Genomic DNA, 25061 nt, shown 5'->3' with positions numbered 1-25061 from the left:
AAACAAGGGGGGACTACTCATGCTCGCGCAACTTCCACCGGCCTTACAGAATCTTCAGCTACCGCTGCGTCTTCGACTCTGGGACGGCCATGAATTCAACTTGGGCCCCGAGCCCAGCGTCACCATCGTGGTCAAGGATCCCACGGTTGTATCCAGGCTGACCCATCCAACGCTCGACTCACTGGGCGAAGCCTTCGTCGAGGGCAAGCTGGAGCTGGAAGGCTCCATCACCGAAGTGATCAGGGTATGTGACGAGTTGAGTCACGCCTTGGTCGATGACGACGAGGAGAGTCGTCCGGTGCGCTCGATTCACGATAAGGCCACCGACGCCGCGGCCATTTCCTACCATTACGACCTGTCCAACGAGTTCTACCAGCTATGGCTGGACCAGGACATGGCCTACTCTTGCGGTTATTTCGAAACCGGCAGCGAGTCGATCGACCAGGCCCAACAAGACAAATTCCGCCACCTGTGCCGCAAGTTGCGGCTGCAGCCGGGTGAATATCTGCTGGATGTGGGCTGCGGCTGGGGCGGGCTGGCGCGCTATGCCGCGCGGGAGTTCGGGGTCAAGGTGTTCGGCATCACCTTGAGCAAGGAACAACTGGCGCTGGCCAAGGAGCGGGTGAAAGCCGAAGGCCTGGAAGACCAGGTCGACCTGCAATTACTCGACTACCGCGACCTGCCCCAGGACGGCCGTTTCGACAAAGTGGTGAGCGTGGGCATGTTCGAACACGTCGGCCACGCCAACCTGGCGCAGTACTGCCGGACCCTGTTCGGCGCAGTGCGTGAAGGTGGTCTGGTGATGAACCATGGCATTACCGCCAAGCACACCGATGGCCGCCCCGTAGGCCGAGGCGCCGGCGAGTTTATCGAGCGCTACGTGTTCCCTAACGGCGAACTGCCGCACCTGGCCATGATGACCGCCGAGATCAGTGAAGCAGGGCTGGAAGTGGTCGATGTCGAAAGCCTGCGTATGCATTACGCCCGCACATTGGACCATTGGAGCGAACGTCTGGAAGACAACCTGGAAGCAGCGGCGAAGATGGTACCGGAACAGGCGCTACGCATCTGGCGGCTGTACCTGGCTGGCTGCGCTTATGCGTTTGCCCGAGGCTGGATCAATCTGCACCAGATACTGGCAGTGAAACCCCATGCCGATGGCGGGCATGAACTGCCGTGGACGCGGGAAGACCTCTACCGCTGATCACGCTCAAAACCGTAGGAGCGAGCTTGCTCGCGAAAAACGTCAACGATAACGCGTACTAGCTGAATGAACGCGGCGCCTGTGAGTTTTTCGCGAGCAAGCTCGCTCCTACATTATTGGTTGTGTGTTGGCGGTTAGAGGATGGGTGAGATCAAGCGCGCAATGCGCATCCCCAGTTGTTGCAGGCGACGGGTCTCGCGGCTTTCTTCCTGACTGACTTCATGGGCCAGGGCAAAGTCGTCCAGCAGCATCTGCTCAACCTGGCTGGCGAAGGCTTCATCCACCGTCAGCAGCATCACTTCAAAATTCAGCCGGAACGAACGGTTGTCCATGTTGGCACTGCCAATTGCGCTGATTTCGCTGTCCACCAACACCACCTTTTGATGCAAAAAGCCCGGCGTGTAGCGAAACACCCGCACGCCCGCTCGCACCGCTTCGTTGGCATACAGGCTGGACGCGGCATATACGATGCGGTGGTCGGGCCGTGACGGCAGCAGCAGGCGCACATCGACTCCGCGCAATACCGCCAGGCGCAGGGCGGCAAATACCGCCTCGTCGGGGATGAAGTAGGGGCTGGTGATCCACACGCGCTCGGTCGCCGCATGGATGGCCTCGACGAAAAACAGCGAGCAGGTTTCATAAGGGTCCGCTGGCCCACTGGCGAGCAACTGGCAGAGCACGCCGTCTTCCGGGTAGGCATCCGGCAGGATCAGCGGCGGCAGTTCCCGTGCGGCCCAGAACCAGTCCTCGGCAAACGACTCCTGCAGGCAAGCCACCACCGGGCCTGTGACCTGCACATGGGTATCGCGCCATGGCGCCAGGGGCGGTTTTTTACCCAGGTATTCATCGCCTACGTTATGCCCGCCGACAAAACCGGTGATGCCGTCCACCACGACGATCTTGCGATGGTTACGGAAGTTGACCTGGAAGCGATTGAGCCAGCCACTGCGGGTGGCGAATGCCTTGACCTGCACGCCTGCCTCACGCAGCGCTTGCACATAACGATGGGGCAGGGCGTGGCTGCCGATGCGGTCGTACAGGACGTAAATGGCCACGCCCTGAGCGGCTTTTTCCTTCAACAGGGCCTGCAATTGGCGGCCCAGTTCATCATCGTGAATGATGAAAAACTGGAACAGCACGGCGGTCTTTGCGTTACGAATAGCCTCGAAGATCGCGCCGAAGGTGGCATCGCCATTGATCAACAGGCGCACTTCGTTGTTGGCCAGGCAGGGCATGCGGCCCAGCTTGGGCATGGCGCGCAAGGAGGCGTAGGCGCTGGAGTTGCGCGCCGCAAGCGCTTCCTCAACCCACGGGCGCCAGTTCAGTTCGGTGATGGCCGTGTGCATTTCCTGGTTGGCCTGGCGACGGGCCTGGATGTACGCGTCGAAGGTGCTGCGGCCAAAAATCAGGTAGGGGATCAGCGTCAGGTAGGGCATGAACATCAGTGACAACGCCCAGGCAATCGAGCCTTGTGCGGTGCGCACGGTCAGTACTGCGTGGATCGCGGCGAGCGTTCCGAGAAAGTGCAGCGTGGCAATGACGTAGGCGAGCAGGTGCGGGCCAAAGAAATCCATGAACGACGTAACTCCAGGCAGTCCAGTGCGTAACAGACCATGAACGGCTGTGAATGTCGCTATTTTATTTGCCATGCAACACTGGCTGCTTTGCGACGTCTAACGCCCACAATTACCCAGGAGTTACCCGATGAATGCTCGTCTGCTTGGTTTGGCCATGGTTGTTGGTTTGTCGCTGCCTGTGGCGGCGCAGGCGCAGATGCTGGCGCCGGGCTTGTGGGAATTGACCACCAGCAATATGAAAGTCGATAACCAGGACCTGCCGGACTTGTCGCTGATCCTCGGTCAACTCAAGCAACAGATGACCCCTGAACAGCGCGCCATGCTCGAAAAGCAAGGCATCAACATGGCCGGTAAAGGCGTACAGGTGTGCCTGACCCCGGCTCAGGTGGCCTCCGATTCGATCCCCCTGACCGACCCTCAATCGGGCTGCAAACAGGAAGTCACCGACAAGAGCGGCAACCAGTGGAAATTCCGTTTCAGTTGCCCGAAAGCCCAGGGCACTGGCGTGGCAACGTTCCAGAGCCAGAAAGAATTCACCACCAGCGTCAACGGTACCTTCAATGCCACCGGGATCCAGCAGAAGGGTAGCCTGGACAGCCACGCCCAGTGGCTGGGCAACGATTGCGGTTCGGTCAAACCCCGCGCTTAACGCCCAAACTGCAGGGGCAAGCCCTGGCAACTGTTGACCACTTGGCCGTTGTGCCAGGCCAAGTGGCCGCTGACCAGTGTGGTACTCACGCTGTGGCGAAAGCTGCGTTCTGCAAAGGGTGTCCAGCCGCAGCGGGCGAGGATAGGCTGGCTGTTGACCGGCTTGCCAGCAGGCTCCGGTTTGATCAGTACCAGGTCGGCCCAGTAGCCCTCGCGCACGTAGCCGCGATCAGCAATGGCAAACAGGTCGGCCACGCGGTGGCTGGTCTTGGCTACCAGAGTGGTCAGGGGCAAATGCCCGTCGGCCACCAACTCCAGTAACGCCGGCAGGGCATGCTGCACCAGAGGCAAGCCCGAGGGCGCTTGCCGATAGCCCAACTGTTTTTGCGCCCAGGTATGCGGCGCATGGTCGGTGCCAATCACATCCAGACGATCACTCAATAACGCCAGGCGCAGCGCGTCGCGGTCGGCGCGGGTCTTGATCGCCGGGTTGCATTTGATCTGGTGGCCGAGGCGGTGGTAATCGCGGTCATCGAACAGCAGGTGGTGCAGGCAGACCTCGGCGGTGATGTGCTTGTCGGCCAGGGGCTTGTCTTCGAACAGCGCCAGTTCGCGAGCGGTGGTCAGATGCAACACATGCAGACGCGTGCCATGGCGTTTGGCCAATTCCACGGCAAACGATGACGAGCGATAACAGGCCTCGGCATCGCGGATCAGCGGGTGGGCGACGGCGGGAATATGCTCGCCGAAGCGTTCGCGCAGGCGCTGCTCGTTGGCCAGGATGCTGGGCGTGTGCTCGCAATGAGCGAGCAGAATGGTTGGCACCTCGGCAAACAGGCGCTCCAGAATGCGTGGGTCGTCCACCAGCATATTGCCGGTGGAGGCCCATGAACACTTTGACCCCAGCCACTTCACGAGGGTCTAGGGCGGCAACGGTGTCGAGGTTGTCGTTGCTCACGCCAAAATGAAAGCCGTAGTTAGCCACTGAGTGCAGGGCGACACGGCGCTTTTTATCGGCCAGGGCTTCCAAGTTCAGGGTGGCCGGGTGGGTGTTGGGCATGTCCATGAAGCTGGTGATTCCACCGGCCACCGCCGCGCGGGATTCGCTGTAGAAGCTGCCTTTTTCCGGCGCGCCGGGCTCGCGAAAGTGCACCTGGTCGTCGATCATCCCTGGCAGCAGCCACTGGCCGTTGGCATCGATTTCCACCGGTTCGTTATCGCCTTGAATGCTGGCGGCAATCTTCTCGATACGACCATTGGCGATCAGTACGTCGGCGTCGAATACCTGGCCCTCGTTGACCAGGCGGGCGTTGCGGATCAGCAGGCGGCTCATGGTTCAGAACTCGTTTTGCAGGGCTTTGTAGCCGCGCACCAGGTCGACGTTGGTGCGTGCCACGTCTTCGGAAAACTCCGAGGCGCTGACACTCACCGGCGGGAAGTGCGACAAGTCGGTGTTGGGGCCGATACGCGTGGTAGAGGGCACGTAGAAAGCGGTGGGCAGGTCACGGCCGTCGACCACCGAGTTGTGGCGCACCACGCACCCATCGCCCACGGCGCAATTGAACAGCACGCTGTTGAAGCCAATAAACACGCGGTTGCCCACTGTACAGGGGCCGTGGACGATGGAGCGGTGAGCGATGGAGGTGAATTCGCCGATGGTCACCGCTGCGCCGGACTTGGAGTGGATGACCACGCCGTCCTGGATGTTGGAGTTGGCGCCGATGGTGATCGGGTCCATGGCGCCGCTGGCATCCACTTCGTCGGCGCGGATCACGGCGTAAGGGCCGACGAACACGTTCTCACCGATGATAACTTTGCCGCAGATGATCGCGGTCTTGTCGACGTAGGCCGATTCGGCAATCACCGGCAGGTCGCCGGAAGGATTTTTGCGGATCATGGTTGGCTCAGTGCGGCGCACAGGGTGTTGAGGTTGTATTCGAACAGCCCGATAAAGGTGCTGGCCGGGCCTTCTGCAGCGAGAGCGTCGGAGTACAGCGTGCCGCCGATCTGTGCGCCGCTTTCGTCAGCAATCTGCTTGAGCAGGCGTGAGTCCTTGATGTTTTCCATGAACACGGCTTTGACCTTGTCCTTGCGAATCTGAGTGATCAGCGCGGCAACTTCAGCGGCCGAAGGGTCACGTTCGGTGGACAAGCCCTGGGGCGCGAGGAACTGGATGCCATAGGCCTGGCCCAGGTAACCGAAGGCGTCATGGGAAGTGACGATGCGGCGGTTTCCCGGTGGCAGGGCGCCGAACTTGGCCTTGGCCTCGTCCAGCAGGCTATGGATTTGCTTGAGGTAGGCCTGGCTGTTGCTCAGGTAGGCGGTCTTGTTGGCAGGGTCGGCGGCTACCAGCGCTTTGGTGATGTTGCTCACATAAATCTCGGCGTTGGCCAAGTTGTGCCAGGCGTGCGGGTCGGGAATGGTTTCGCCATCCTCGTCCATGGTGTGGGAAATCACGCCTTTGCTGGCGGTGACCACCGTTGCCTTGGTTTCGGTGCTGGTAACCAGGCGGTCCAGCCACGGCTCGAAACCGAGGCCGTTCTTAATGATCACCTTGGCCTTGAGCAGTGCCTTGGCGTCGTCCGGCGTGGGTTCATAGGTATGGGCGTCGGCGTCCGGGCCGACCATGTTGCTGATCTGGATATGCTCACCACCAATCTGGTGGGTGATGTCGTCGAGAATACTGAAGCTGGTGACCACTTGGAGTTTGTCGGCGGCGTGGGCCATCGAAAGCGGCAACAGCAGACTGAACAGCACGAGTAGAGCGCGCATCGGGAAACACCTCATTGGGATGTGAGCAAAGGCGGGCGGCGCAACAAACCGTGCACCGGACCGAATACCACGGACAACAAATACCCAGCGCCTGCCACCAGCACGATCGCCGGGCCGCTGGGCAGTGAGTAGTAGAACGACAGCAGCAGGCCCAACCACACCGACAGGCATCCCAGCAGCGCCGATACCGCGATCAGCACTGGCAGGCGTCGACTCCAGAAGCGTGAGGCGATGGCCGGCAACATCATCAAGCCGACCACCATCAACGCGCCGATGGCCTGGAAACCGATCACTAGGTTCAGCACCACCAGGGTCAGGAACACGCCATGGGCGAGGGGCCCGAGGCGGCTGACGGTTTGCAGGAACAGCGGGTCGAGGGTGTCCAGCAGCAGCGGTTTGTAGATCAGCGCCATAGCGATCAGGCTAAAACCCGAGACCCAGAGCATGCCGGTCAGTGTGGTTTGATCCACGGCCAGGGCGGAGCCGAACAGCAGGTGCAGCAGGTCCAGACGCTTGCCGGCAAGGCCCAGGATCAGCACGCCGGCGGCCAAAGAGATGGGGTAGATGGCGGCGAGGCTGGCGTCTTCGCGCAGGCCGGTGCGGCGAGTGATCCACGCGGCCAGGCCGGCCATGCTCAGGCCCGCACCCAGGCCGCCGAGGGTCAGCGCGGGCAGGCTCAGCCCGGCGAACCAGAAACCCAGGGCTGCGCCGGGCAGGATGCCGTGGGCCACCGCATCACCGATCAGGCTCATGCGCCGCAGGATCAAAAACACACCTAGCGGCGCGGTGCTGCAAGCCAGTACCAAACCGCCGATGAGTGCGCGGCGCATAAAGACGAACTCATGAAACGGCATCCATAAGTGGGCAGTGAAGTGCATTCAGGCCACCTGCATCTGCGGTTGCGGGCGGATCAGCTCTTTGCTGGAGCCGAATACGCAGCCGGTGTTTTTGATCTGCAGTACGTGCTGGGTGTGGTGACGCACGGAGGCCAGGTCATGGCAGACGATCACCAAGGTGCGGCCTTCGTTGTGCCAAGCGTGGATGTGTTTCCAGCACAGCGCCTGACCGTCCTCATCGAGGGCTGCGTGAGGTTCGTCGAGCAGCAGGACGGATGCGTCGGCCAGGCTCATGCGTGCCAGCAGGGCGCGCTGCAATTCGCCTCCGGACAATGCCATCAACGGTCGGTGTTCCAAGCCAGTCAGGCACCAGTCTTCGAGTACCGCGTGCAGGCGTTGGCTGCGTTGTTGCGCGGTGTGTTGGGTGCCCCAGAAACCGGCAGCGACCAGCTCTTGCAGGCTGATGGGGAACTGGCGGTCCAAGTGTTGCTGCTGGGGCAGGAATGCCAGGCCGCCACGGCGTGGAACATCCACAATGACCTTTCCCGCCAGCGGCTTTTGCAGGCCGGCGATGACTTTGAGCAGGCTGCTCTTGCCTGTGCCATTGGCGCCGATGATGCCGGTGAGGCTGCCTTTTTCCAGGGTCAAATCCAGTGCCGGGGTGAGCGGTTGCCCAGGGGCACCCCAGCGCAAAGAGTTACAGGTGATCATGCAAAGTCTCTCGTCCAGCGGCTTTCAGCCACGGCATCGTGCGCGTGCAGGCTTTCGGCGTGGATCACTTTGAGGTGGAAGGCTTTGATGGCATCCGAGCGTTTCAAGGCGAGGTTCAGGCGGCGAGCGGCGTCTTCGCAGAACATCAGGTTCTGCCCGTTGGCCAGGGCGAAGGCTTGTTCGTCTGCGCGTTTCACCGCGGTTTGTACGGCGGTACCGAGCGCGGCTTCGGCAGCGTTGATCAAGTCGATTATCGGCAGGTCAGTACCTTGCAACTGAACGTGCAACTGCGCGCTGCTGCGTTGGCTATGGGGTGTGGCGACGATGCCGTTGGCACTGCCGAGCCAGGTCAACAGCGCTTCGTGCTGCAACGGCGTGTTGGCGAAATCATCCACAAATTGCTGCTGAATCAACTGCCTGGCGAGTGCGGCGGAGCAAGGGCAGGTTGAGGAATAAGTAACGTCAATTTTTAGTTCCACGTGGAACATCTGGTTTTCCAGACGCGCTTCGATGCTCACCGGGTAGCTCTTCCAGCCGGCTAGCGGACTGACCAGGGCGGGTCGTTTAAGCAGCAACTGGGTGTTGATGCGCAAGTAAGCGTTCTTAGATAAACCTTCATGTGTGTCGAGAAAACGCTGCAGTACATTACGCAGCAGTGCAGGTGTCAGCGGGTGTTGATCGAGCATTTCCAGAGCCAGGTACAGGCGTGACATATGAATGCCACGGGCCGTGCCGTCGTCCAGGCTTACGCCCGCATCAGCGGTGGCGGCCAGGCGTTGACCGTCAATCTGGATCGGCAAGGCGATGCCGCACATCCCCACCCAGTCGAGTGGCAAGGCTTGGCGTGAAGCCTGCGCGGCGATATCCGGCAGAGTCAGCGCGTTCATAAGCAGGTCCATCGTTGGAAATAATTCAACATGTTATAGTATAACAATACGAGCTACGATGAATTTTCTGCTCCAGCCTTTGTTCAGTCATATCGAGTAGGGACACTCCTTTATCTGCGGTATATGCCATGCACCGACGTCAGCTCCTCAACCTGCTGCTGGTCAGCCCCTTGTTCGCCTTGCCTTTGGGGGCTTACGCCACGCAGATTCGCAATGCACGCCTGTGGCGCTCGGAGGACAAGCTGCGCCTGGTGTTCGACCTCAGCGGCCCGGTGCAATACAAGACCTTTTCCCTGACCTCACCGGACCGCTTGATCATCGACTTGAGTGGCGCCGGGCTCAGCGGCGACTTTTCCCAATTGGCGTTGGAGAATAGTGGGATTACCTCGATCCGTTCCGGGCATTTCGGCAAGAGCGATACGCGCATCGTGCTGGACCTGATCGAGCCCATGCAGCTCAACAGCTTCGTGCTGCCGCCCCAGGATGGCCAAGGCCATCGCCTGGTGTTGGACCTGACCAACGCGACCCGTGTGCCCCGTCAAATCGCCGCTGAGACGGCACCCTTGGTAACTCCGGTAGATAAGGCGCATCCCAAGCGCGACATCATCGTGGTGGTCGACCCCGGCCATGGCGGCAAAGACCCAGGTGCCATTGGCTCCAAGGGCCAGCGCGAAAAAGATGTGGTGCTGTCGATTGCCCAGTTGTTGGCTAAACGCTTGAAGCGCGAAAAGGGTTTTGACGTAAAACTGGTGCGCAACGACGACTTCTTCGTGCCGCTGCGCAAGCGCGTGGACATCGCCCGTCAGCACAAGGCCGATATGTTTATCTCAGTGCATGCCGACGCCGCGCCACGGCTGACCGCGTCGGGCGCCTCGGTGTATGCGTTGTCGGAAGGGGGCGCCACTTCGGCTACGGCACGTTTCATGGCCCAGCGCGAAAATGGCGCCGACTTGCTGGGCGCCACCACCTTGCTCAATCTGAAGGACAAGGACCCGATGCTGGCCGGGGTCATTCTCGACATGTCGATGAATGCGACCATCGCCTCCAGCCTGCAACTGGGTGGCTCGGTATTGGGCAGCCTGCAAAACATCACCAGCCTGCATCAGAAACGTGTGGAGCAGGCGGGGTTCGCCGTGCTCAAGTCACCGGACGTGCCTTCGATCCTGGTGGAGACGGGTTTCATTTCCAACCCTCGGGATGCCCAGCGGCTGGTGACGGCGCGCCATCAACAGGCGGTGGCGGATGGCCTTTTCGAAGGACTCAAGCGTTACTTCCAGAAGAACCCACCCATGAACAGCTACATGGCCTGGGTGCAGGCGCAGAAAAACAGCCAGGTCTAACAGCCGGTCATTCGGCTGCAAGTGAACTTGGCGCTGGCGCCCCCTGAGCTGGAAAACCGGTTGATGGTGGTCCAGCCCACGCGCCGCGTGTAGCCGACCCACGCCTCGCCATCCGATGCCAACCCGGTAAAAAACGTCAGTTGCCCATAACGGCTGTTGGTCTGCGCCCAATAGCGTTTGCCGATCACTTCGAAACCGCGCAGATACGTAGTGCTGCCGACGGTTGCCACGCTATAGGCATTGCCCAACGGGTCCACACAAGCGAGCAGGTTGGCGCTGCGTGTGCAGTTGGCCAACAGGCTGGGTGCCTGGGCGCAGGCAGGCCCGGCGACTGCCAATAGCAGCGCGCACAGCAGGTATTTCATCGAGGTTCTCAACATAGGCAGGTGACCCAGCATTGCGCCCTTCGTCGCGGCGAGCAAGAGGGATTGGCTTATTTGTATTGTTATACTATAACATAAATGCACAGCCCGACCCGCGAACCGCTTCCATGACCGAACACGACCTTTTGGCCCAACCAGCGGCCGACTACATGAATGAGGCCCAGCAGCGCTTTTTCCGCGAACTGCTGCTGGCTCAGCGCGATGACCTGCAAGCCCGTATCGACGCAGAGTTCCAGGCGCTGCGCGAGCAGGAAACCAACAGCGATCTGGCGGATATCGGCAGTGCCGAAGAGCAACGCCAATGGCAACTGCGCCTGCTGGAGCGTGAAAAGAAGCTATTGGACAAGATCGACGACGCCTTGGAGCTGCTGGCTCGTGGCGAATACGGCTGGTGCCGTGAAACCCGCGAACCCATCGGCCTGCAACGCCTGCTGCTGCGTCCCACCGCCACCTTATGTATCGAAGCCAAAGAACGTGAAGAGCTGCGCGAACGCCATAGACGGGCAGTTTGACCGGCCAACCTTGATGAGGAATACCTGATGCCCAATCGTCTCCCTGTGACCGTGTTGTCCGGCTTTCTCGGTGCCGGTAAAAGCACGCTGCTCAACTATGTCCTGCGCAACCGCGACAACCTGCGGGTGGCGGTGATCGTCAACGACATGAGCGAAATCAACATCGACGGCAGCGAGGTGCAGCGTGATGTCACGCTCAATCGTTCGGAAGAAAAGCTGGTGGAGATGAGCAATGGCTGCATCTGCTGCACCTTGCGTGAAGACTTGCTTGAAGAGGTGGGAAAACTCGCCAAAGAAGGTCGTTTCGATTACCTGCTGATCGAATCCACCGGTATTTCCGAACCTTTGCCCGTGGCCGAAACCTTCACTTTTCGCGATGAAAACGAGCAAAGCCTGGCCGACATTGCACGCCTGGACACGATGGTCACTGTGGTCGACGGTATGAATTTCCTGCTCGACTACCAGGCCGCCGAAAGCCTGGCTTCACGGGGCGAAACCCTCGGTGAGGAGGATGAACGTTCCGTCACCGACCTGTTGATCGAACAGATCGAATTCGCCGACGTCATCCTGATCAGCAAGATCGACCTGATCAGCAGCCGTGAGCGCGAAGAACTGATGGCCATCCTCGAGCGCCTCAACGCCCAGGCGGAAATCATCCCGATGGTTATGGGCGAAGTGCCGCTGAACAAAATCCTCAACACTGGCCGTTTCGACTTCGAACGCGCCGCCCAGGCCCCGGGCTGGTTGCAGGAATTGCGCGGTGAGCATGTGCCGGAAACCGAAGAATACGGCATAGCGTCCACGGCTTACCGTGCGCGCCGGCCGCTCCATCCACAGCGGTTTTTCGACTTTATCGACCGCCCCTGGGTCAACGGCAAGCTGTTGCGCTCCAAGGGTTTCTTCTGGTTGGCCAGCAAACATCAGGATGCGGGCAGTTGGTCCCAGGCGGGCGGGTTGATGCGCCATGGGTTTGCCGGGCGTTGGTGGCGCTTTGTGCCGAAAAGCCAGTGGCCTCAGGACGAAGAAAGCGTGGCGGCGATCATGGCTAACTGGCAGTTGAGCACGGGTGACTGCCGTCAGGAACTGGTGTTTATCGGGCAAAACATCGACTTTGCCCAGATGCGTACCGAGTTGGACGCCTGCTTGCTCACCGATGAAGAAATGGCCCTGGGTGTCGAAGGTTGGCGCCAGCTACCCGACCCGTTTGGCCCTTGGTACGAGCAGGTCGCCTGATGCTGGCCCCGGTCATTCCCCTACGCCCTGTCATCCGCCAAAGCTGTGGAGAAACGCCGCTGGCGCTGTCCGACATCCTCAATGATGGCGTCAACCTGGCGATCTGGCAGCGCCAATTGCCCCTGCATATCGCCGAGTTTGGCGCTTTGCTGGTGGCGCTCAATGAACCGTTGGCCGAGTCCTTGGTGGTCGAGTTGGCTAGCGAAGACGCCGTGCCGAACTTGCAAGGTTTTGCGTCCAGCTGTCGCGATCTTGAAGGCTACGATGGGTTTATCGCCGATGTGTCGTGGCTGGTCAGTGCATTCGCCTGCCTGTTGGGCGCCAAGCGCATCGGCGTGCGTTTACGGCTATTGGACAAGGCCATGTGTCCGCGTTTTCACGTTGATCACGTGCCGGTTCGGCTGATCACCACCTACGCCGGTATCGGAAGCCAATGGTTGCGCGAAGGCGTTATGGACCGGCGCAGATTGAGCCAGGCGGATGCCGAGCCCACTGAGCGCATCGAGCAGATCCATTGCGGTGAAGTGGCGCTGCTTAAAGGCACCAAATGGCACGGCAATGAAGGACATGGGCTGATCCACCGCTCGCCAGCGCTCAAGGCCGATGAGCGACGGTTGATCCTGACGCTGGATTGGCTGACATAACCGCGTAGGATCAAACGCTCTACACGGCCTGAACGATGCCTCTCATGTTGCAGAACATTCCTACCCATGTGATTGCAGGGCCCTTGGGCGCCGGCAAGACCAGCCTGATCAAGCACCTGCTTGCCCAGCGCCCGGCCAACGAGCGCTGGGCGGTGCTGATCAACGAGTTCGGCCAGATCGGCCTGGACGCAGCCCTACTCACACAAGACGATGACGGCATCGCCTTGGGCGAGGTGGCTGGCGGCTGTTTGTGCTGTGTGAACGGTGCACCGTTCCAGGTAGGGCTGGGCCGCTTGTTGCGTAAGGCTAAGCCGGACCGGTTGTTTATCGAGCCCTCAGGCTTGGGCCATCCGGCGCAATTGCTCAAGCAACTGCGGCACGCACCATGGCAAGACGTGCTGGCCGTGCAGCCTTGCGTGCTGGTACTCGATGCCCAGGCGTTGGCGGCGGGCAGGCCGTTGCCGCAGGCACAACAGGAGGCGTTGGCCAGTGCCGGTCTGCTGCTGTTGAACAAGGACGAGACGCTGACTGCGGTGCAACGTCAGGCGATTGAAGCGCAATTACCCGATTGCCCGCTCCATTGGACACGCCAGGCGCGATTGCCACTCGACCAGTTGCCTGGTTTGAAAGCGCAGGCCCAAGTAGCGGTGGATAATCTCGGCGTGCCTGAAGCGGTGGGGCAAATGCCGGCGATCTGGAGTGACCCTGGGTTGCCGATCTGTCTGAGTCAGGGCCAGGAGGGCGGCTGGAGCATTGGCTGGCGCTGGCACCCAAGCCAGCGATTCGATGTCAGCCGTCTGCATCAGTGGCTATCGAGTATCGACTGGCGCCGTGCCAAATTGGTCATCCACAGCGTTGACGGTTGGGTGTCCGCCAACGCTGTGGATAACAGCCCACTGCACTGGCAACCCAGCGCTTGGCGGCGCGATTCACGTGTTGAGTTGATCTTCAGCGCACCACAGGACGTGGCCGCATTGCAAAGCGCCCTGGCAGCCTGCCGTTACTGATGTTTCTTGCTGGCGTGGTCCTGGCGCCACTGGCTCAATTCGATGATCTCGGCGCTGGGCAGCGGCTCCTTGGTTTCGAACGGGTAGGGCGCCAGTTCGATCTGCGCGCTGTGGGCGCCGAATTGGGTGATGACCCCGGCATGCCGGGTTTCGCCGGTCACCGTGAACTCGAAATTATAGATACGCGCCAGGCGTCGGCGGCCATTGGCATCCTTGACGAAACCGATGCGTTTGAGCGCCACGGCACCGTCAAGCAGCTCGATATCGAGCTTGGCGCAATGCTGCTTGACCCGCGCCAGCGCCCGTTCGCGCAGGCCGTGGTTGTGCCAAACCCAGGCGGCGCCGGTGGCCAGCAGCATCAAGACGAAGATGTTTCCCAGGGTCAGCATTCCATGAACTCCAACAAAGTGAGCGCAGCTTAACTGTGTCGCCGGTCTGTCGTACAGGCTGCGTTTAGTCGCATACTGCTCGGCCAGAAATTCAACGGTTTTACGGAAATCTCCCGCATGAAACGTACACCTCACCTGCTTGCGATCCAGTCTCATGTGGTCTTCGGCCACGCCGGAAACAGCGCCGCCGTGTTCCCTATGCAGCGGGTCGGGGTGAACGTCTGGCCGCTCAACACGGTGCAGTTCTCCAACCACACACAGTATGGACAGTGGGCGGGCGAAGTGCTGGCGCCGCAGCAAATTCCTGCGCTGGTGGAGGGTATTGCCGCGATTGGCGAGCTGGGCAACTGTGATGCGGTGCTGTCCGGTTACCTGGGCAGTGCCGACCAGGGCCGCGCCATCCTCAGCGGTGTGGCGCGCATCAAGGCGATCAACCCCAAGGCGCTGTACCTGTGCGACCCGGTGATGGGCCACCCGGAAAAGGGTTGCATCGTGCCGCAGGAGGTCAGCGATTTCCTCTTGGATGAAGCCGCCGCCATGGCGGACTTCCTGTGCCCCAACCAACTGGAGCTGGATAGTTTTGCCGGGCGCAAGCCGCAATCGCTGTTCGATTGCCTGGCGATGGCCAAGGCCTTGCTGGCGCGCGGACCCAAAGCGGTGTTGGTCAAGCACCTGGATTACCCAGGCAAACTGCCAGAAGGGTTTGAAATGCTGTTGGTGACGGCTGATGGCAGTTGGCACTTGCGCCGGCCCCTGCTGGCGTTTCCGCGTCAGCCAGTGGGCGTGGGCGACCTGACGTCGGGCCTGTTTCTGGCGCGGGTGCTGTTGGGTGATAGCCTGGTGGCTGCCTTTGAATTCACCGCCGCGGCCGTGCATGAAGTGCTGCTGGAAACCCAGGCTTGCGCCAGTTATGAACTGGAACTGGTGCGGGCCCAGGACCGTATTGCCCACCCTCGTGTGCGCTTCGAAGCCACACCGATCAGCCTGTAAGCACAAAGAACCCAATGTGGGAGCGGGCTTGCCCGCGATGGCGGAGTCTCGGTCAAAGCGATGTCGACTGAACCACTGCTATCGCGGGCAAGCCCGCTCCCACACGTTTTTGAGTTGAGTCGCCGCTTGGAGTTTACGGCGCGTCGGCTTTGATCTCCCGGTAGCGCTTTTCCAGTTCCTGACGAATCTGCCGACGCTGCTGAGCCTGCACAAAGCGGCGCTTGTCTTCGCTGTTCTGCGGCTGCAACGGCGGTACGGCGGCAGGTTTGCGCTGGTCGTCCACGGCCACCATGGTGAAGAAGCAGCTGTTGGTATGGCGCACCGAGCGTTCACGGATATTCTCGGTCACCACCTTGATGCCCACTTCCATCGACGTATTGCCGGTGTAGTTGACTGACGCCAGGAAGGTCACCAGCTCACCGACATGAATCGGCTCGCGAAAGATCACCTGATCTACTGACAGCGTGACCACATAACGACCGGCATAACGGCTGGCGCAGGCATAGGCCACTTCGTCGAGGTACTTGAGCAGCGTGCCGCCGTGCACATTGCCAGAGAAGTTGGCCATGTCAGGGGTCATCAGTACCGTCATCGACAGCTGGGCGTTTCCGGGTTCCATAGCACACTCACGGGTTGTAGGCATTGGTTGGGGGGAGGCACCTCTGCGGGTACTCAAAGTCTTTGCAGCGCCATCCCTAACGGGACGCCGTCAGGCGGCTTGCCGTCACGCGCGCAGCGATCTGTTTCCATATATTGCACCGGCTTTCCAGCAGAAGTCCCGGTGTTACCCTTCAAAAGCCCTTCTCAGGGCTTTTCTTACGATCAAGGCAGACTTTTCCGACCCTTCAAAGGCGAGGCCGGAAGTGGGAAAAGCGCCGGCACCCTCAAGGAGCCCCTCGCCATGCACGCCATCAGCTTTATCCAGGACTTGGCCGTGATCATGCTGGTGGCAGGGGTGGTCACCATCCTGTTTCACCGCTTCAAGCAGCCGGTGGTGTTGGGCTACATCGTCGCCGGCTTCATTATCGGCCCCCACACCCCGCCGTTTGGCCTGATCCACGATGAAGACACGATCAAGACCCTGGCGGAGTTGGGTGTCATCTTCCTGATGTTTTGCCTGGGCCTGGAATTCAGCCTGCGCAAGCTATTCAAAGTCGGGGCCACGGCGTTTATCGCGGCGTTCCTGGAAATCGTGCTGATGATCTGGATCGGCTACGAGATCGGCCGCTGGTTCGACTGGAGCACCATGGACTCGCTGTTCCTCGGCGCGATCCTGGCAATCTCCTCGACCACCATTATCGTCAAGGCTCTCAACGACCTGAAGATGAAAGACCAGCGGTTCGCCCAGCTGATTTTCGGTGTGCTGATTGTCGAGGACATCCTGGGTATCGGCATCATTGCCTTGCTGTCGAGCATCGCCGTGAGTGGCACGGTCAGCTCCGGCGAGGTGTTCTCCACAGTCGGCAAGCTCTCGCTGTTCATGATCGTTGCGCTGGTGATTGGTATTTTGCTGGTGCCGCGCCTGCTGGCTTATGTGGCCAAGTTTGAAAGCAACGAGATGCTGCTGATCACGGTATTGGGGCTGTGCTTTGGTTTCTGCCTGCTGGTGGTGAAGTTGGAATACAGCATGGTGCTCGGGGCCTTTTTGATCGGCGCGATCATGGCTGAATCCCGGCAGTTGATTAAGATCGAACGCCTGATCGAACCCGTTCGCGACATGTTCAGCGCGATTTTCTTCGTGGCGATTGGCTTGATGATCGACCCGCAGATCCTGTTGCAATACGCCTGGCCCATTGCGGTGATCACCGTGGCCGTGGTGCTGGGCAAGATGCTGTCTTGCGGGCTGGGTGCGTTTATCGCCGGCAATGATGGTCGCACCTCGCTGCGGGTGGGTATGGGGCTGTCACAAATTGGCGAGTTTTCTTTCATCATCGCGGCGCTGGGGATGACCCTGCAGGTCACCAGCGACTTTCTGTATCCCGTGGCGGTGGCCGTTTCGGCGATCACCACGCTGCTGACGCCCTACCTGATTCGTGGCGCGGACCCACTGTCATTGAAGATCGCGGCGGTGATGCCCAAGCGTATGAGCCGAGTGTTCGGCATGTATGGCGAATGGCTGCGCAGCATTCAGCCCCAGGGCGAGGGGGCGATGTTGGCCGCGATGATCCGCAAGATCATCCTTCAAGTCGGGGTAAACCTGGCATTGGTGATCGCAATCTTCTTTGCCGGCAGCTTTTTCGCAGGGCGCATCGGTGGGTATCTGGAAGGCTGGGTCAGCGATCAAAGCTGGCAGAAGGCGTTGATCTGGGGCGGGGCGCTGCTAGTGTCGTTGCCGTTTCTGATTGCGGCGTATCGCAAGCTCAAGGCGCTGTCGATGCTGCTGGCGGAGATGAGCGTGAAGCCAGAGATGGCCGGGCGTCATACCCAGCGTGTGCGAAGGGTGATTGCGGAGCTGATCCCCCTCTTGTCGCTGCTGGTGATCTTCCTGCTATTGGCAGCCTTGTCGGCCAGTATTCTGCCGACCAACAAGTTGCTGGTGTTGATTGCCGTGGTCACGGCGGCGGTGGCTGCAGTGCTCTGGCGCTGGTTTATCCGTGTGCATACGCGGATGCAGGTTGCGTTGCTGGAGACGCTGGATAACCACAAGGATACGGAACACTGACTGGCGTTGGCGGGGGCTGCTTTGCAGCCCAGCGGGAGCAAGCTCCCTCGCCACAAAAGCCGGTTGCCAGAGGTCAGGGGATTCAGCTTTCCAGCCAGACGTCCCGTGCCCAGTGCCACACCGATTCCCAGGTTTCTTCAGTAACCAGTTCTTCCTCACCGGACCACAGCACGACGGTGCCGTCTTCTTCGACGCAATAGTAGTCGTCGCCGTCCTGGCAGATAGGGATCAGGCTGCGATCAACACCGGCATCCCAGGCGTTGGCGGCAACGTCTGGCAGGTAAGTGTGGGACTGTGGGTCGGTGACGGTCACCGGCTCCAGGCTGCCGTAGACCACGTCACTGACGGTCAGCAAGAATTCACGGAAGACAAAGGGGATGTCGATGAACAGTTGTTCCTCGATTTCCACCAGCAGGTCTTCGTCAGGCAGCTCCAAAGGCACCGGGACCGGTTCGTTGGCTTCACGCAGTTGTTCGATGATTTCTTCCACGGCCGGGATCCTCTTGCTAGATGGCGCGGTTTATAGGGGCGTTTTATACAGTAGCTCGCTATAAGTGCAACCGTGAAATAGAAAACCCCGGACATGTCCGGGGTTTTTGTTACCGCTTGCTCAAACGCGCAGGTATTAGCCGTTCTGGCGGATACCGGCGACCAGCCATGGCTGGTCGTCGCCCTGGGCGCGTTCCATATTCCAGCTTTCGCTGAACACTTCGCCCTGGTCGAAGCGCGAGGACTTCGACACGCCGCTGAAGGTCAGGGTGGCGATAGTCTTGTCGGCACGATCATCCACGCCATCGAGCTGTACGCGCAGGTCGTCGATGTAGGTCGACTGGAAGGCGTCACCGATCTCGGCACGTTCGCGCTTGAGGAACTCCAGCAACTGCGGGGTCACGAACTCGGAGATCTTGTCCATTTCGTTGGCGTCCCAGTGCTGTTGCAGGGACTGGAAGTGGCTGCGGGCCGCTTCGACGAAACGCTCTTCGTTGAACCAAGCCGGTGCGTTGATCACCGGACGGGCGGCAGGGGCTGCCGAACCACCGAAGATCGAACCCATGGCAGGCTTCTGTTCGAACGCTTCACGCTGCATCGGCGCGCCGGCTGGAGCCAGGTGCTCCTGCTGCTTGCGGCGACGGGCGGCGATAAAGCGGAAGACCAGGAAGGCGATGACGCCCATGATCAGGATGTCGAAGATCTGCATGCCCTGGAAGCCGTCGCCCATGAACATGGACGCAAGCAGGCCACCGGCGGCGATGCCGGCCAGTGGGCCCAGCCAACGCGAAGCACCGCCGGCCTTGGCAGCAGCGCCAGCGGCACCGGCTGCGCCTGCAGTAGCCGCAGCACCGCCGGCACCGGCGGATGGAGCCATTTGGCTGGTCTGGTGAGTCGGTGCCGCGCCCGAGCTTTTGCCGCCACCGAAGCGTTTGGCGTTGGCGTCGAGGCTCATCGTCAGGCCGATGCACAACGCCATGGCGATGCTAAGAAAACGTTTCATATAGGGAATTCCCATTTGTGGATTGCACGCGCGCCATGTTGCACAGGTGTCGTGGCAGTGGCTAGCGGCATAATGTTTCGGGCTTTTGCGTAAGACCAAATCCGAAGGGTCTGTAGGACCAATTACAGATATTGGCCCGCACGCCTCTAAAACAAGGCTGGGCCAATAATCTTCATGTTACGCAGTGTTTCATGATGGTGGGCTTATTGTGGCCAGAGATTGCTCCCGCTGGGCTGCGCAGCAGCCCCAAAAAACGGGCGCGCTGCGCACGCCAGCGGAAGCAATCTATGGCCACAGGTGATCAGCTCAGACCGCTTCGAGCTTGGCGTAACCCATCATCAGCCACTTGCTGCCCTCGGCGAAGTTCACCTGCACCCGCGCCTGGGCGCCTGCGCCTTCGAAGTTGAGGATCACGCCTTCGCCGAAGATCGCATGCTTGACCTGCTGGCCCAGGCTGAACGGGGTTTCCGGTATTTCGGAACCGGCAAACATGCTGCTGGAGTTCTGTTGCTGGCCACCGCCGAACGGGCGGCTGACGCTGTTGGACAAGCGTACTTCCTGGATCAGCCCCTTCGGCACCTCACGTACGAAGCGCGACACCTTGTTGTAGGTTTCGCTGCCATACAGGCGTCGGGTCTCGGCGTAGGTCATCACCAGGTTCTGCATCGCCCGGGTAATGCCCACGTAGGCCAGGCGGCGTTCTTCTTCAAGGCGGCCGGGTTCTTCCAGGCTCATCTTGTGAGGGAACAGGCCTTCTTCCATGCCCACCAGGAACACATAAGGGAATTCCAGGCCTTTGGCGCTGTGCAAGGTCATCAGTTGGATACTGTCTTCATGCTCGTCGGCCTGGGTATCGCCGGCTTCCAGCGAGGCGTGGCCCAGGAAGGCGGCGAGCGGCGTCAGCTCTTCGTCGTCCTCGGTGTTTTCGAACGCGCGGGCGGCGCTGACCAGTTCCTCAAGGTTTTCTACCCGGGCCTGGCCTTTCTCGCCTTTTTCCGCTTCGTGATAGGCGATCAGCCCGGACTGCTCGATCACGGTCTGAGTCATCAGGTGCAGCGGCATCTCTGCGCACTTGGCGGCCAGGTTCTCGATCAGCTCGACAAACACCCCCAACGCCCCCGCAGCACGGCCAGTCAGGCCTTTGTTGGCGATCAGCAAGCGCATGGCTTCCCACATCGACACATCGGCATGGCGCGCATGGTCGCGGATCGCTTCGACGGTTTTCTCGCCAATGCCACGCGCCGGGATGTTGATCACCCGCTCCAGCGCTGCATCGTTACCCCGGCCTTCCAGCAAGCGCAGGTAGGCCATGGCGTTCTTGATTTCTGCACGTTCGAAGAAGCGCTGGCCGCCGTAGATGCGGTACGGGATGCGCTCGCGCAGCAAGGCCTCTTCCAGCACCCGCGATTGGGCGTTGGAACGGTACAGAATCGCGATATCGCTGCGGGCCAGGCCGGTTTTCAGTGCGCTTTCAATGGTTTCGACCACGTAGCGCGCTTCATCGTGCTCATTGAACGCCGCGTACAGGTTGATCGCTTCGCCTTCGCCGCCGTCGGTCCACAGCTCTTTGCCCAGGCGCCCGGTGTTGTTGGCGATCAAGGCGTTGGCCGCCTTGAGGATCCCGGCGGTGGAGCGGTAATTCTGCTCCAGGCGGATGGTCACCGCGTCCGGGAAGTCTTCGGAATACTGGTAGATGTTCTCGATTTTCGCGCCACGCCAGCCGTAGATCGACTGGTCGTCATCGCCCACCACCATCAGGCTGTCACCGCCCTTGGCCAGTAGACGCAACCAGGCGTACTGCACGGCGTTGGTGTCCTGAAACTCGTCCACCAGGATATGGCGGAAGCGTTTCTGGTAATGGGCCAGCAAACCGGGGTTGTCGCGCCACAGGTCGAGGGCACGCAGCAGCAGTTCGGAGAAGTCGATGACGCCAGCGCGCACGCAGGCCGCTTCATAGGCCTCATAAATGCTGCGCATTGTGGCCAGGAACAGGTCGCCGCTGGCTTGGATATGTTGCGGGCGCAGGCCCTCGTCTTTCTGGCCATTGATAAACCACTGTGCCTGGCGCGCCGGCCAGCGTTGTTCGTCCAGGCCCAGTTCGCGGATCACGCGCTTGACCAGGCGTTGCTGGTCGTCGCTGTCGAGAATCTGGAAGGTCTGGCTCAGTCCGGCTTCCTGCCAATGCGCCCGCAACAGGCGGTGCGCCAGGCCGTGGAAGGTGCCCACCCACATGCCGGCCGGGCTGATGCCCATCAACTGCTCGATGCGATGACGCATCTCGGCAGCAGCCTTGTTGGTGAAGGTCACCGACAGGATGGAATGCGGGGACGCGTTTTCGACCTGGATCAACCAGGCAATACGGTGCACCAGCACTCGGGTTTTACCGGAGCCAGCACCGGCCAGGACCAACTGACGGCCAACGGGGGCCGCTACGGCCTGGCGTTGGGCATCGTTGAGGGAGTTCAGCAAAAGAGAGAGATCATCGCGCATCGACGCATTCTATGGGCCTTGGGGGGCCTGGGCAAATCCCAATGCCGGATGGTCGATGCAAAACGCCTGCAAGCTACCGACGGGCGAACATTCTGACGGGGGTGATGACCGGTTGGTCATCGCCCGCAGCCCATGCTGTGTCTTGCTCAAGCGGTCTGGGCCAAAGGTTTGCGGCCAATCGCAGCAGGTTTTTTATGACTTGTAGCAGTTTGGCCCAGGCGCTTGCTTGTGTATGCTCCGTCGACGTTTCGGGCTCACCATTATAAGAACACCGCCTATGACCCTTAGCACCGACCTGTTTGGCCCCTCGCCGGCCCCAGCGCAGGTCATCCGTAAACACTATGCAACCGAAATCGCGGTTGAGCGCACGCGCCTGCTGTATCAAGGTTCGTTGCTGCCGACGCTGCTGATGCTGGTCAACGGCCTGGTCTGCGCCTGGTTGCTGTGGAACCCCAATCAGTACCTGCTGGACAGCGTCTGGCTGCTCTGGCTGCTTGCCCTGGTGGCGATGCGCGTGATTCAAGTGGCAGCCTTTGATTCGGCCATGCCCAGCCGGCAGGCCCAGCCCGTGTGGCGCCGTATGTTCATGCTCGGCTCGGCGGTCAGTGGCCTGACCCTCTCCGTTGCGGCCATTGCCCTGGTGCCCACGGACAGCTTCATGCATCAGGCCTGGGTGTTTGGCCTGATCGGCGCCGCCACCTTGTCGGCCAGCGTGGCCTATGCCGTGAGCTTTTGGGCTTACCTGTCGTTTGCCTTGCCGTGCCTGGTGCCGGCCATCGTCTACCTGTTCTGGGATGGCACCCCGCAGCAACAAGGCTGGGGCGTGCTCGGGCTGATCCTGCTGGCGTCCCTGAGCCTGGTCGCGTGGCAGGTCAACCGCCTCATCCAGCGCGGGTTGTTGCGCCGTTTCCAGAACCAGGCCCTGATCGAGCATTTACAGCAGGCGCAGCAACGCAGTGAGCAGTTGAACCAGGACCTGGTGCGCGAAGTCGAGCAGCGCCGCGAGGTGGAGCAGAACTTGCGTGAAGCCCAGGTCGGTCTGCAAGATCGTGTGGCGCAACGCAGCCAGCAATTGGATGCTGCCAGCCTCGCCTTGAGTAAAAGCGAAGCGCGCCTGGCTATGGCCCTGCAAGCCAGTGAACTGGGCCTGTGGGACTGGAACCTGCAAACCGACGAGGTCCACCACACGCAACTCAAGGAGTTGTTTGGCCTGGAGCCCGAATACGTCACGGCGATGCTCAGCCACCTCAAACCGCGCCTGCACCCCGACGATCTGCCACTGCTCAAGCACGCACTGGTAGAGCATCTCAAAGGCCGCAGCGAGGACTATCAGGTGGAGTACCGGATACGTCATGGCGATGGGCATTGGGTGTGGATCGAAGACCGCGGGCGCGCCGTGGAGCGCACGCCCAGTGGCCGCGTCATCCGTATGCTGGGCACGCGCCGCGACATCAGCGCCGGCAAGGCGGTGGAGGAGCAGCAACGCCTGGCTTCGACGGTGTTCGAGGCGGCCAGCGAAGGCATTGTGATCCTCGACCCGAACTACGCGCTGATCGCCGTGAACCAGGCGTTCAGCCGCGTCACCGGTTTCGACATCGACGACATGCTTGGCCGCAACGTCGTGGAACTGCCCAGCAGTCGCGATGCGCGGCGCCACTTCCCGCTGATCCGCCAGGCATTGCTCAGCCACGGCACCTGGCAGGGCGAATTGGTGGAGACGCGCAAGAACGGCGAACTGTACCCGCAATGGCTACAGCTAAATGTGGTGCGTGATGTACGGGGGAACGTCAGTCATATCGTAGGATTCTTCGCCGATCTGTCCGCCCGGCGCGAGTCGGAAGAGCGCATGCGCTACCTCACCCACTACGACGAGTTGACCGGCCTGGCCAACCGCTCGCTGTTTCGCGAACGGCTGCGCGAAGCTCACCAGCGGGTGCGCCAAGGCGGTCGCAGCCTCGCGCTGCTGCATATCAACCTCGACCGCTTCAAATTGCTCAATGACAGCCTGGGCCATGAAGTGGCCGACCAACTGCTGCAGAAAATGGCGCGGCGCTTGATCAACGCGCTGCCGGAGGCCGACACCATTGCGCGCCTGTCCGGTGATGAATTCGCCGTGTTGTTTGACGCCTATGGCAACCTATCGAGCCTGGCGCGGGTGGCGACCCGGCTGCTGGCGAAATTGCGCGTGCCGGTGAATGTGGAGGGGCATGAACTGGTGGTCAGCGCCTCGATGGGCGTCAGCCTGCTGCCTGATAACGCACGGGAGATTTCTGCACTGGTCAGCCAGGCGAATATGGCGATGCAGCACGCCAAGCATTTGGGCGGGAATAATTTCCAGTTCTTCACCGACAGCCTGCAAGCCAGCACCCTGGAGCGTTTGCAGCTGGAAAACCACCTGCGCAAAGCCATCGACGAGCGTCAGCTCACGGTGTTTTACCAACCCAAGCTGTGCCTGGTCACTGGCAAGCTGAAGGCTGCCGAGGCGTTGGTCCGCTGGGAGCATCCGCAATGGGGCATGGTGCCGCCGAGTGACTTTATCGGTTTGGCGGAAGAAACCGGCTTGATCGTGCCGTTGGGCGAATTTGTGCTGCGCCAGGCCTGCTGGCAGGCCTGCGAATGGCAGCGTCAGGGGCTGGCGCCGATTCGCGTGTCGGTCAACCTGTCGGTGCATCAGCTGCGCCAGGGCAAGCTGGTCAGCCTGGTGCGCCAAGTGCTGGAGGAAACCGCACTGGACCCGCAGTACCTGGAGCTGGAACTGACCGAAAGCCAGTTGCTCGACAGCGTTGAACACATCATCGCCACCTTCCAGCAATTGCGCGACCTGGGGGTGAAGCTGGCCATCGACGACTTTGGCACCGGTTATTCGTCCCTCAGCTACCTCAAGCGTATCCCGGTGGACTACGTAAAAATCGACCAGGCCTTTATCCGGGGGCTTGGCCAGGGGCGCGAGGATGCGGCCATCACCCGTGCGATCATCGCCATGGCCCACGGGTTGGCGCTCAAGGTAGTGGCCGAAGGAGTGGAGGATCAGCAGCAGCTGGATTTCCTGCGCGGTGAGCAGTGTGACGAGGTACAGGGTTACCTGATCAGCCCGCCCATGAGGGCCGAAGGGCTGGCGGATTTGTTACGCAAAAACGCAGATTTTTCTTAACGCAGCGTAGGCCGCCTTTATGGCTACATAGCGCCTGCCCGCTGAATCAGAGGGGAGCAGGGCGATTTAGTGATGCATCTAACGGGCAAAACGACAATTCTTGTAGTATAACTACAAGCTTGCTACATCCCTG

Annotated in this window: 22 protein-coding genes and 1 pseudogene; 10 read left to right on the top strand and 13 right to left on the bottom strand. The window is 60.7% G+C overall.

Annotation, left to right across the window (positions count from 1 at the left end):
- Window positions 1-19: 19 nt before the first annotated feature.
- Window positions 20-1204, top strand: a complete 1185-nt coding sequence (gene cfaB / locus ACP7CZ_RS14790; protein ID WP_014720571.1) for a C17 cyclopropane fatty acid synthase CfaB — start codon at window positions 20-22, stop codon at window positions 1202-1204.
- A gap of 134 nt (window positions 1205-1338) precedes the next feature.
- Here the strand turns inward: cfaB and cls are convergent, their stop codons facing one another.
- Window positions 1339-2778 carry a cardiolipin synthase gene (gene cls / locus ACP7CZ_RS14785; RefSeq protein WP_034129166.1) on the bottom strand — a complete coding sequence of 480 codons (1440 nt, stop codon included), beginning with the start codon at window positions 2776-2778 and terminating at the stop codon, window positions 1339-1341.
- Between the two features lie 130 nt (window positions 2779-2908).
- Here cls and ACP7CZ_RS14780 point away from each other — a divergent pair, with 130 nt between their 5' ends.
- The gene (locus ACP7CZ_RS14780; RefSeq protein ID WP_014720569.1) at window positions 2909-3430 is read left to right on the top strand and encodes a DUF3617 domain-containing protein; all 522 of its coding nucleotides are present in this window, start codon (window positions 2909-2911) and stop codon (window positions 3428-3430) included.
- Here the strand turns inward: ACP7CZ_RS14780 and ACP7CZ_RS14775 are convergent.
- The 6 genes and pseudogenes from ACP7CZ_RS14775 to folE2 form a co-directional block, all read right to left on the bottom strand.
- Window positions 3427-4762, bottom strand: a pseudogene (locus tag ACP7CZ_RS14775) (dihydroorotase). The gene ACP7CZ_RS14780 and the pseudogene ACP7CZ_RS14775 sit on opposite strands and share 4 nt — an antisense overlap.
- Window positions 4763-4765: 3 nt before the next feature.
- Window positions 4766-5326, bottom strand: a complete 561-nt coding sequence (locus tag ACP7CZ_RS14770) for a DapH/DapD/GlmU-related protein (RefSeq protein ID WP_089041552.1) — start codon at window positions 5324-5326, stop codon at window positions 4766-4768.
- The gene (locus ACP7CZ_RS14765) at window positions 5323-6201 is read right to left on the bottom strand and encodes a metal ABC transporter substrate-binding protein (RefSeq protein ID WP_034129164.1); all 879 of its coding nucleotides are present in this window, start codon (window positions 6199-6201) and stop codon (window positions 5323-5325) included. The genes ACP7CZ_RS14770 and ACP7CZ_RS14765 overlap by 4 nt, the downstream gene beginning before the upstream one ends.
- 11 nt (window positions 6202-6212) lie before the next feature.
- On the bottom strand, window positions 6213-7079 hold the full coding sequence (locus ACP7CZ_RS14760) for a metal ABC transporter permease (protein ID WP_054916968.1): 867 nt from the start codon (window positions 7077-7079) through the stop codon (window positions 6213-6215).
- Window positions 7080-7748: a metal ABC transporter ATP-binding protein gene (locus ACP7CZ_RS14755; protein ID WP_054896087.1), complete on the bottom strand. Its 669-nt coding sequence runs from the start codon at window positions 7746-7748 to the stop codon at window positions 7080-7082. It abuts the gene before it with no gap.
- Window positions 7745-8635 (bottom strand): GTP cyclohydrolase FolE2, encoded by an 891-nt coding sequence (folE2, locus tag ACP7CZ_RS14750; RefSeq protein WP_054896086.1) that lies wholly within the window; start codon window positions 8633-8635, stop codon window positions 7745-7747. The genes ACP7CZ_RS14755 and folE2 overlap by 4 nt, the downstream gene beginning before the upstream one ends.
- Before the next feature lie 128 nt (window positions 8636-8763).
- On the opposite strand from folE2, the gene ACP7CZ_RS14745 reads away from it, so the two are divergent.
- Window positions 8764-9975 carry an N-acetylmuramoyl-L-alanine amidase gene (locus ACP7CZ_RS14745; RefSeq protein ID WP_054896085.1) on the top strand — a complete coding sequence of 404 codons (1212 nt, stop codon included), beginning with the start codon at window positions 8764-8766 and terminating at the stop codon, window positions 9973-9975.
- Here the strand turns inward: ACP7CZ_RS14745 and ACP7CZ_RS14740 are convergent.
- Window positions 9972-10340, bottom strand: a complete 369-nt coding sequence (locus ACP7CZ_RS14740) for a hypothetical protein (RefSeq protein ID WP_034129159.1) — start codon at window positions 10338-10340, stop codon at window positions 9972-9974. The two genes, ACP7CZ_RS14745 and ACP7CZ_RS14740, sit on opposite strands and share 4 nt — an antisense overlap.
- Before the next feature lie 125 nt (window positions 10341-10465).
- On the opposite strand from ACP7CZ_RS14740, the gene dksA reads away from it, so the two are divergent.
- The 4 genes from dksA to ACP7CZ_RS14720 are packed head-to-tail and all read left to right on the top strand — an operon-like array spanning window position 10466 to window position 13754.
- Window positions 10466-10870, top strand: a complete 405-nt coding sequence (dksA, locus tag ACP7CZ_RS14735; protein WP_197900100.1) for an RNA polymerase-binding protein DksA — start codon at window positions 10466-10468, stop codon at window positions 10868-10870.
- 27 nt (window positions 10871-10897) lie between these two features.
- A complete protein-coding gene (zigA, locus tag ACP7CZ_RS14730; RefSeq protein ID WP_294188563.1) occupies window positions 10898-12103 on the top strand; it encodes a zinc metallochaperone GTPase ZigA in 1206 nt (401 codons plus the stop codon).
- Window positions 12103-12747: a DUF1826 domain-containing protein gene (locus ACP7CZ_RS14725; RefSeq protein WP_070415423.1), complete on the top strand. Its 645-nt coding sequence runs from the start codon at window positions 12103-12105 to the stop codon at window positions 12745-12747. Before zigA ends, ACP7CZ_RS14725 begins: the two co-directional genes overlap by 1 nt.
- A gap of 44 nt (window positions 12748-12791) precedes the next feature.
- Window positions 12792-13754, top strand: coding sequence for a CobW family GTP-binding protein (locus tag ACP7CZ_RS14720; protein WP_054896082.1), 963 nt, complete (start codon window positions 12792-12794; stop codon window positions 13752-13754).
- On the opposite strand, the gene ACP7CZ_RS14715 is transcribed toward ACP7CZ_RS14720, so the two are convergent.
- Complete coding sequence (locus tag ACP7CZ_RS14715; protein WP_003195752.1) at window positions 13748-14143, bottom strand: DUF3301 domain-containing protein; 396 nt, start codon at window positions 14141-14143, stop codon at window positions 13748-13750. The two genes, ACP7CZ_RS14720 and ACP7CZ_RS14715, sit on opposite strands and share 7 nt — an antisense overlap.
- A 117-nt stretch (window positions 14144-14260) precedes the next feature.
- Here ACP7CZ_RS14715 and pdxY point away from each other — a divergent pair, with 117 nt between their 5' ends.
- Window positions 14261-15133, top strand: coding sequence for a pyridoxal kinase PdxY (gene pdxY / locus ACP7CZ_RS14710; protein ID WP_003195749.1), 873 nt, complete (start codon window positions 14261-14263; stop codon window positions 15131-15133).
- A gap of 133 nt (window positions 15134-15266) precedes the next feature.
- On the opposite strand, the gene ACP7CZ_RS14705 is transcribed toward pdxY, so the two are convergent.
- Window positions 15267-15752 carry an acyl-CoA thioesterase gene (locus ACP7CZ_RS14705; protein ID WP_003195747.1) on the bottom strand — a complete coding sequence of 162 codons (486 nt, stop codon included), beginning with the start codon at window positions 15750-15752 and terminating at the stop codon, window positions 15267-15269.
- A 282-nt stretch (window positions 15753-16034) separates the two neighbouring features.
- Between ACP7CZ_RS14705 and ACP7CZ_RS14700 the strand changes: the two genes are divergently transcribed.
- The gene (locus tag ACP7CZ_RS14700; protein WP_054896081.1) at window positions 16035-17795 is read left to right on the top strand and encodes a cation:proton antiporter; all 1761 of its coding nucleotides are present in this window, start codon (window positions 16035-16037) and stop codon (window positions 17793-17795) included.
- An 82-nt stretch (window positions 17796-17877) separates the two neighbouring features.
- On the opposite strand, the gene ACP7CZ_RS14695 is transcribed toward ACP7CZ_RS14700, so the two are convergent.
- The 3 genes from ACP7CZ_RS14695 to uvrD all read right to left on the bottom strand — a co-directional run bounded on the left by ACP7CZ_RS14695 (window position 17878) and on the right by uvrD (window position 21777).
- The gene (locus ACP7CZ_RS14695) at window positions 17878-18285 is read right to left on the bottom strand and encodes an SMI1/KNR4 family protein (protein WP_034129154.1); all 408 of its coding nucleotides are present in this window, start codon (window positions 18283-18285) and stop codon (window positions 17878-17880) included.
- 135 nt (window positions 18286-18420) lie between these two features.
- A complete protein-coding gene (locus ACP7CZ_RS14690; protein WP_003195740.1) occupies window positions 18421-19287 on the bottom strand; it encodes a Tim44 domain-containing protein in 867 nt (288 codons plus the stop codon).
- A gap of 306 nt (window positions 19288-19593) precedes the next feature.
- Window positions 19594-21777: a DNA helicase II gene (gene uvrD / locus ACP7CZ_RS14685; RefSeq protein WP_014720554.1), complete on the bottom strand. Its 2184-nt coding sequence runs from the start codon at window positions 21775-21777 to the stop codon at window positions 19594-19596.
- A gap of 277 nt (window positions 21778-22054) precedes the next feature.
- Here uvrD and ACP7CZ_RS14680 point away from each other — a divergent pair, with 277 nt between their 5' ends.
- Window positions 22055-24928 carry a putative bifunctional diguanylate cyclase/phosphodiesterase gene (locus ACP7CZ_RS14680; RefSeq protein WP_294188557.1) on the top strand — a complete coding sequence of 958 codons (2874 nt, stop codon included), beginning with the start codon at window positions 22055-22057 and terminating at the stop codon, window positions 24926-24928.
- Window positions 24929-25061 lie beyond the last annotated feature (133 nt).

This window comes from Pseudomonas sp. DWP2-2 (assembly GCF_049897065.1).
Classification (GTDB): domain Bacteria; phylum Pseudomonadota; class Gammaproteobacteria; order Pseudomonadales; family Pseudomonadaceae; genus Aquipseudomonas; species Aquipseudomonas paracarnis.
This window is presented reverse-complemented; position numbering and strand designations above follow the sequence as displayed.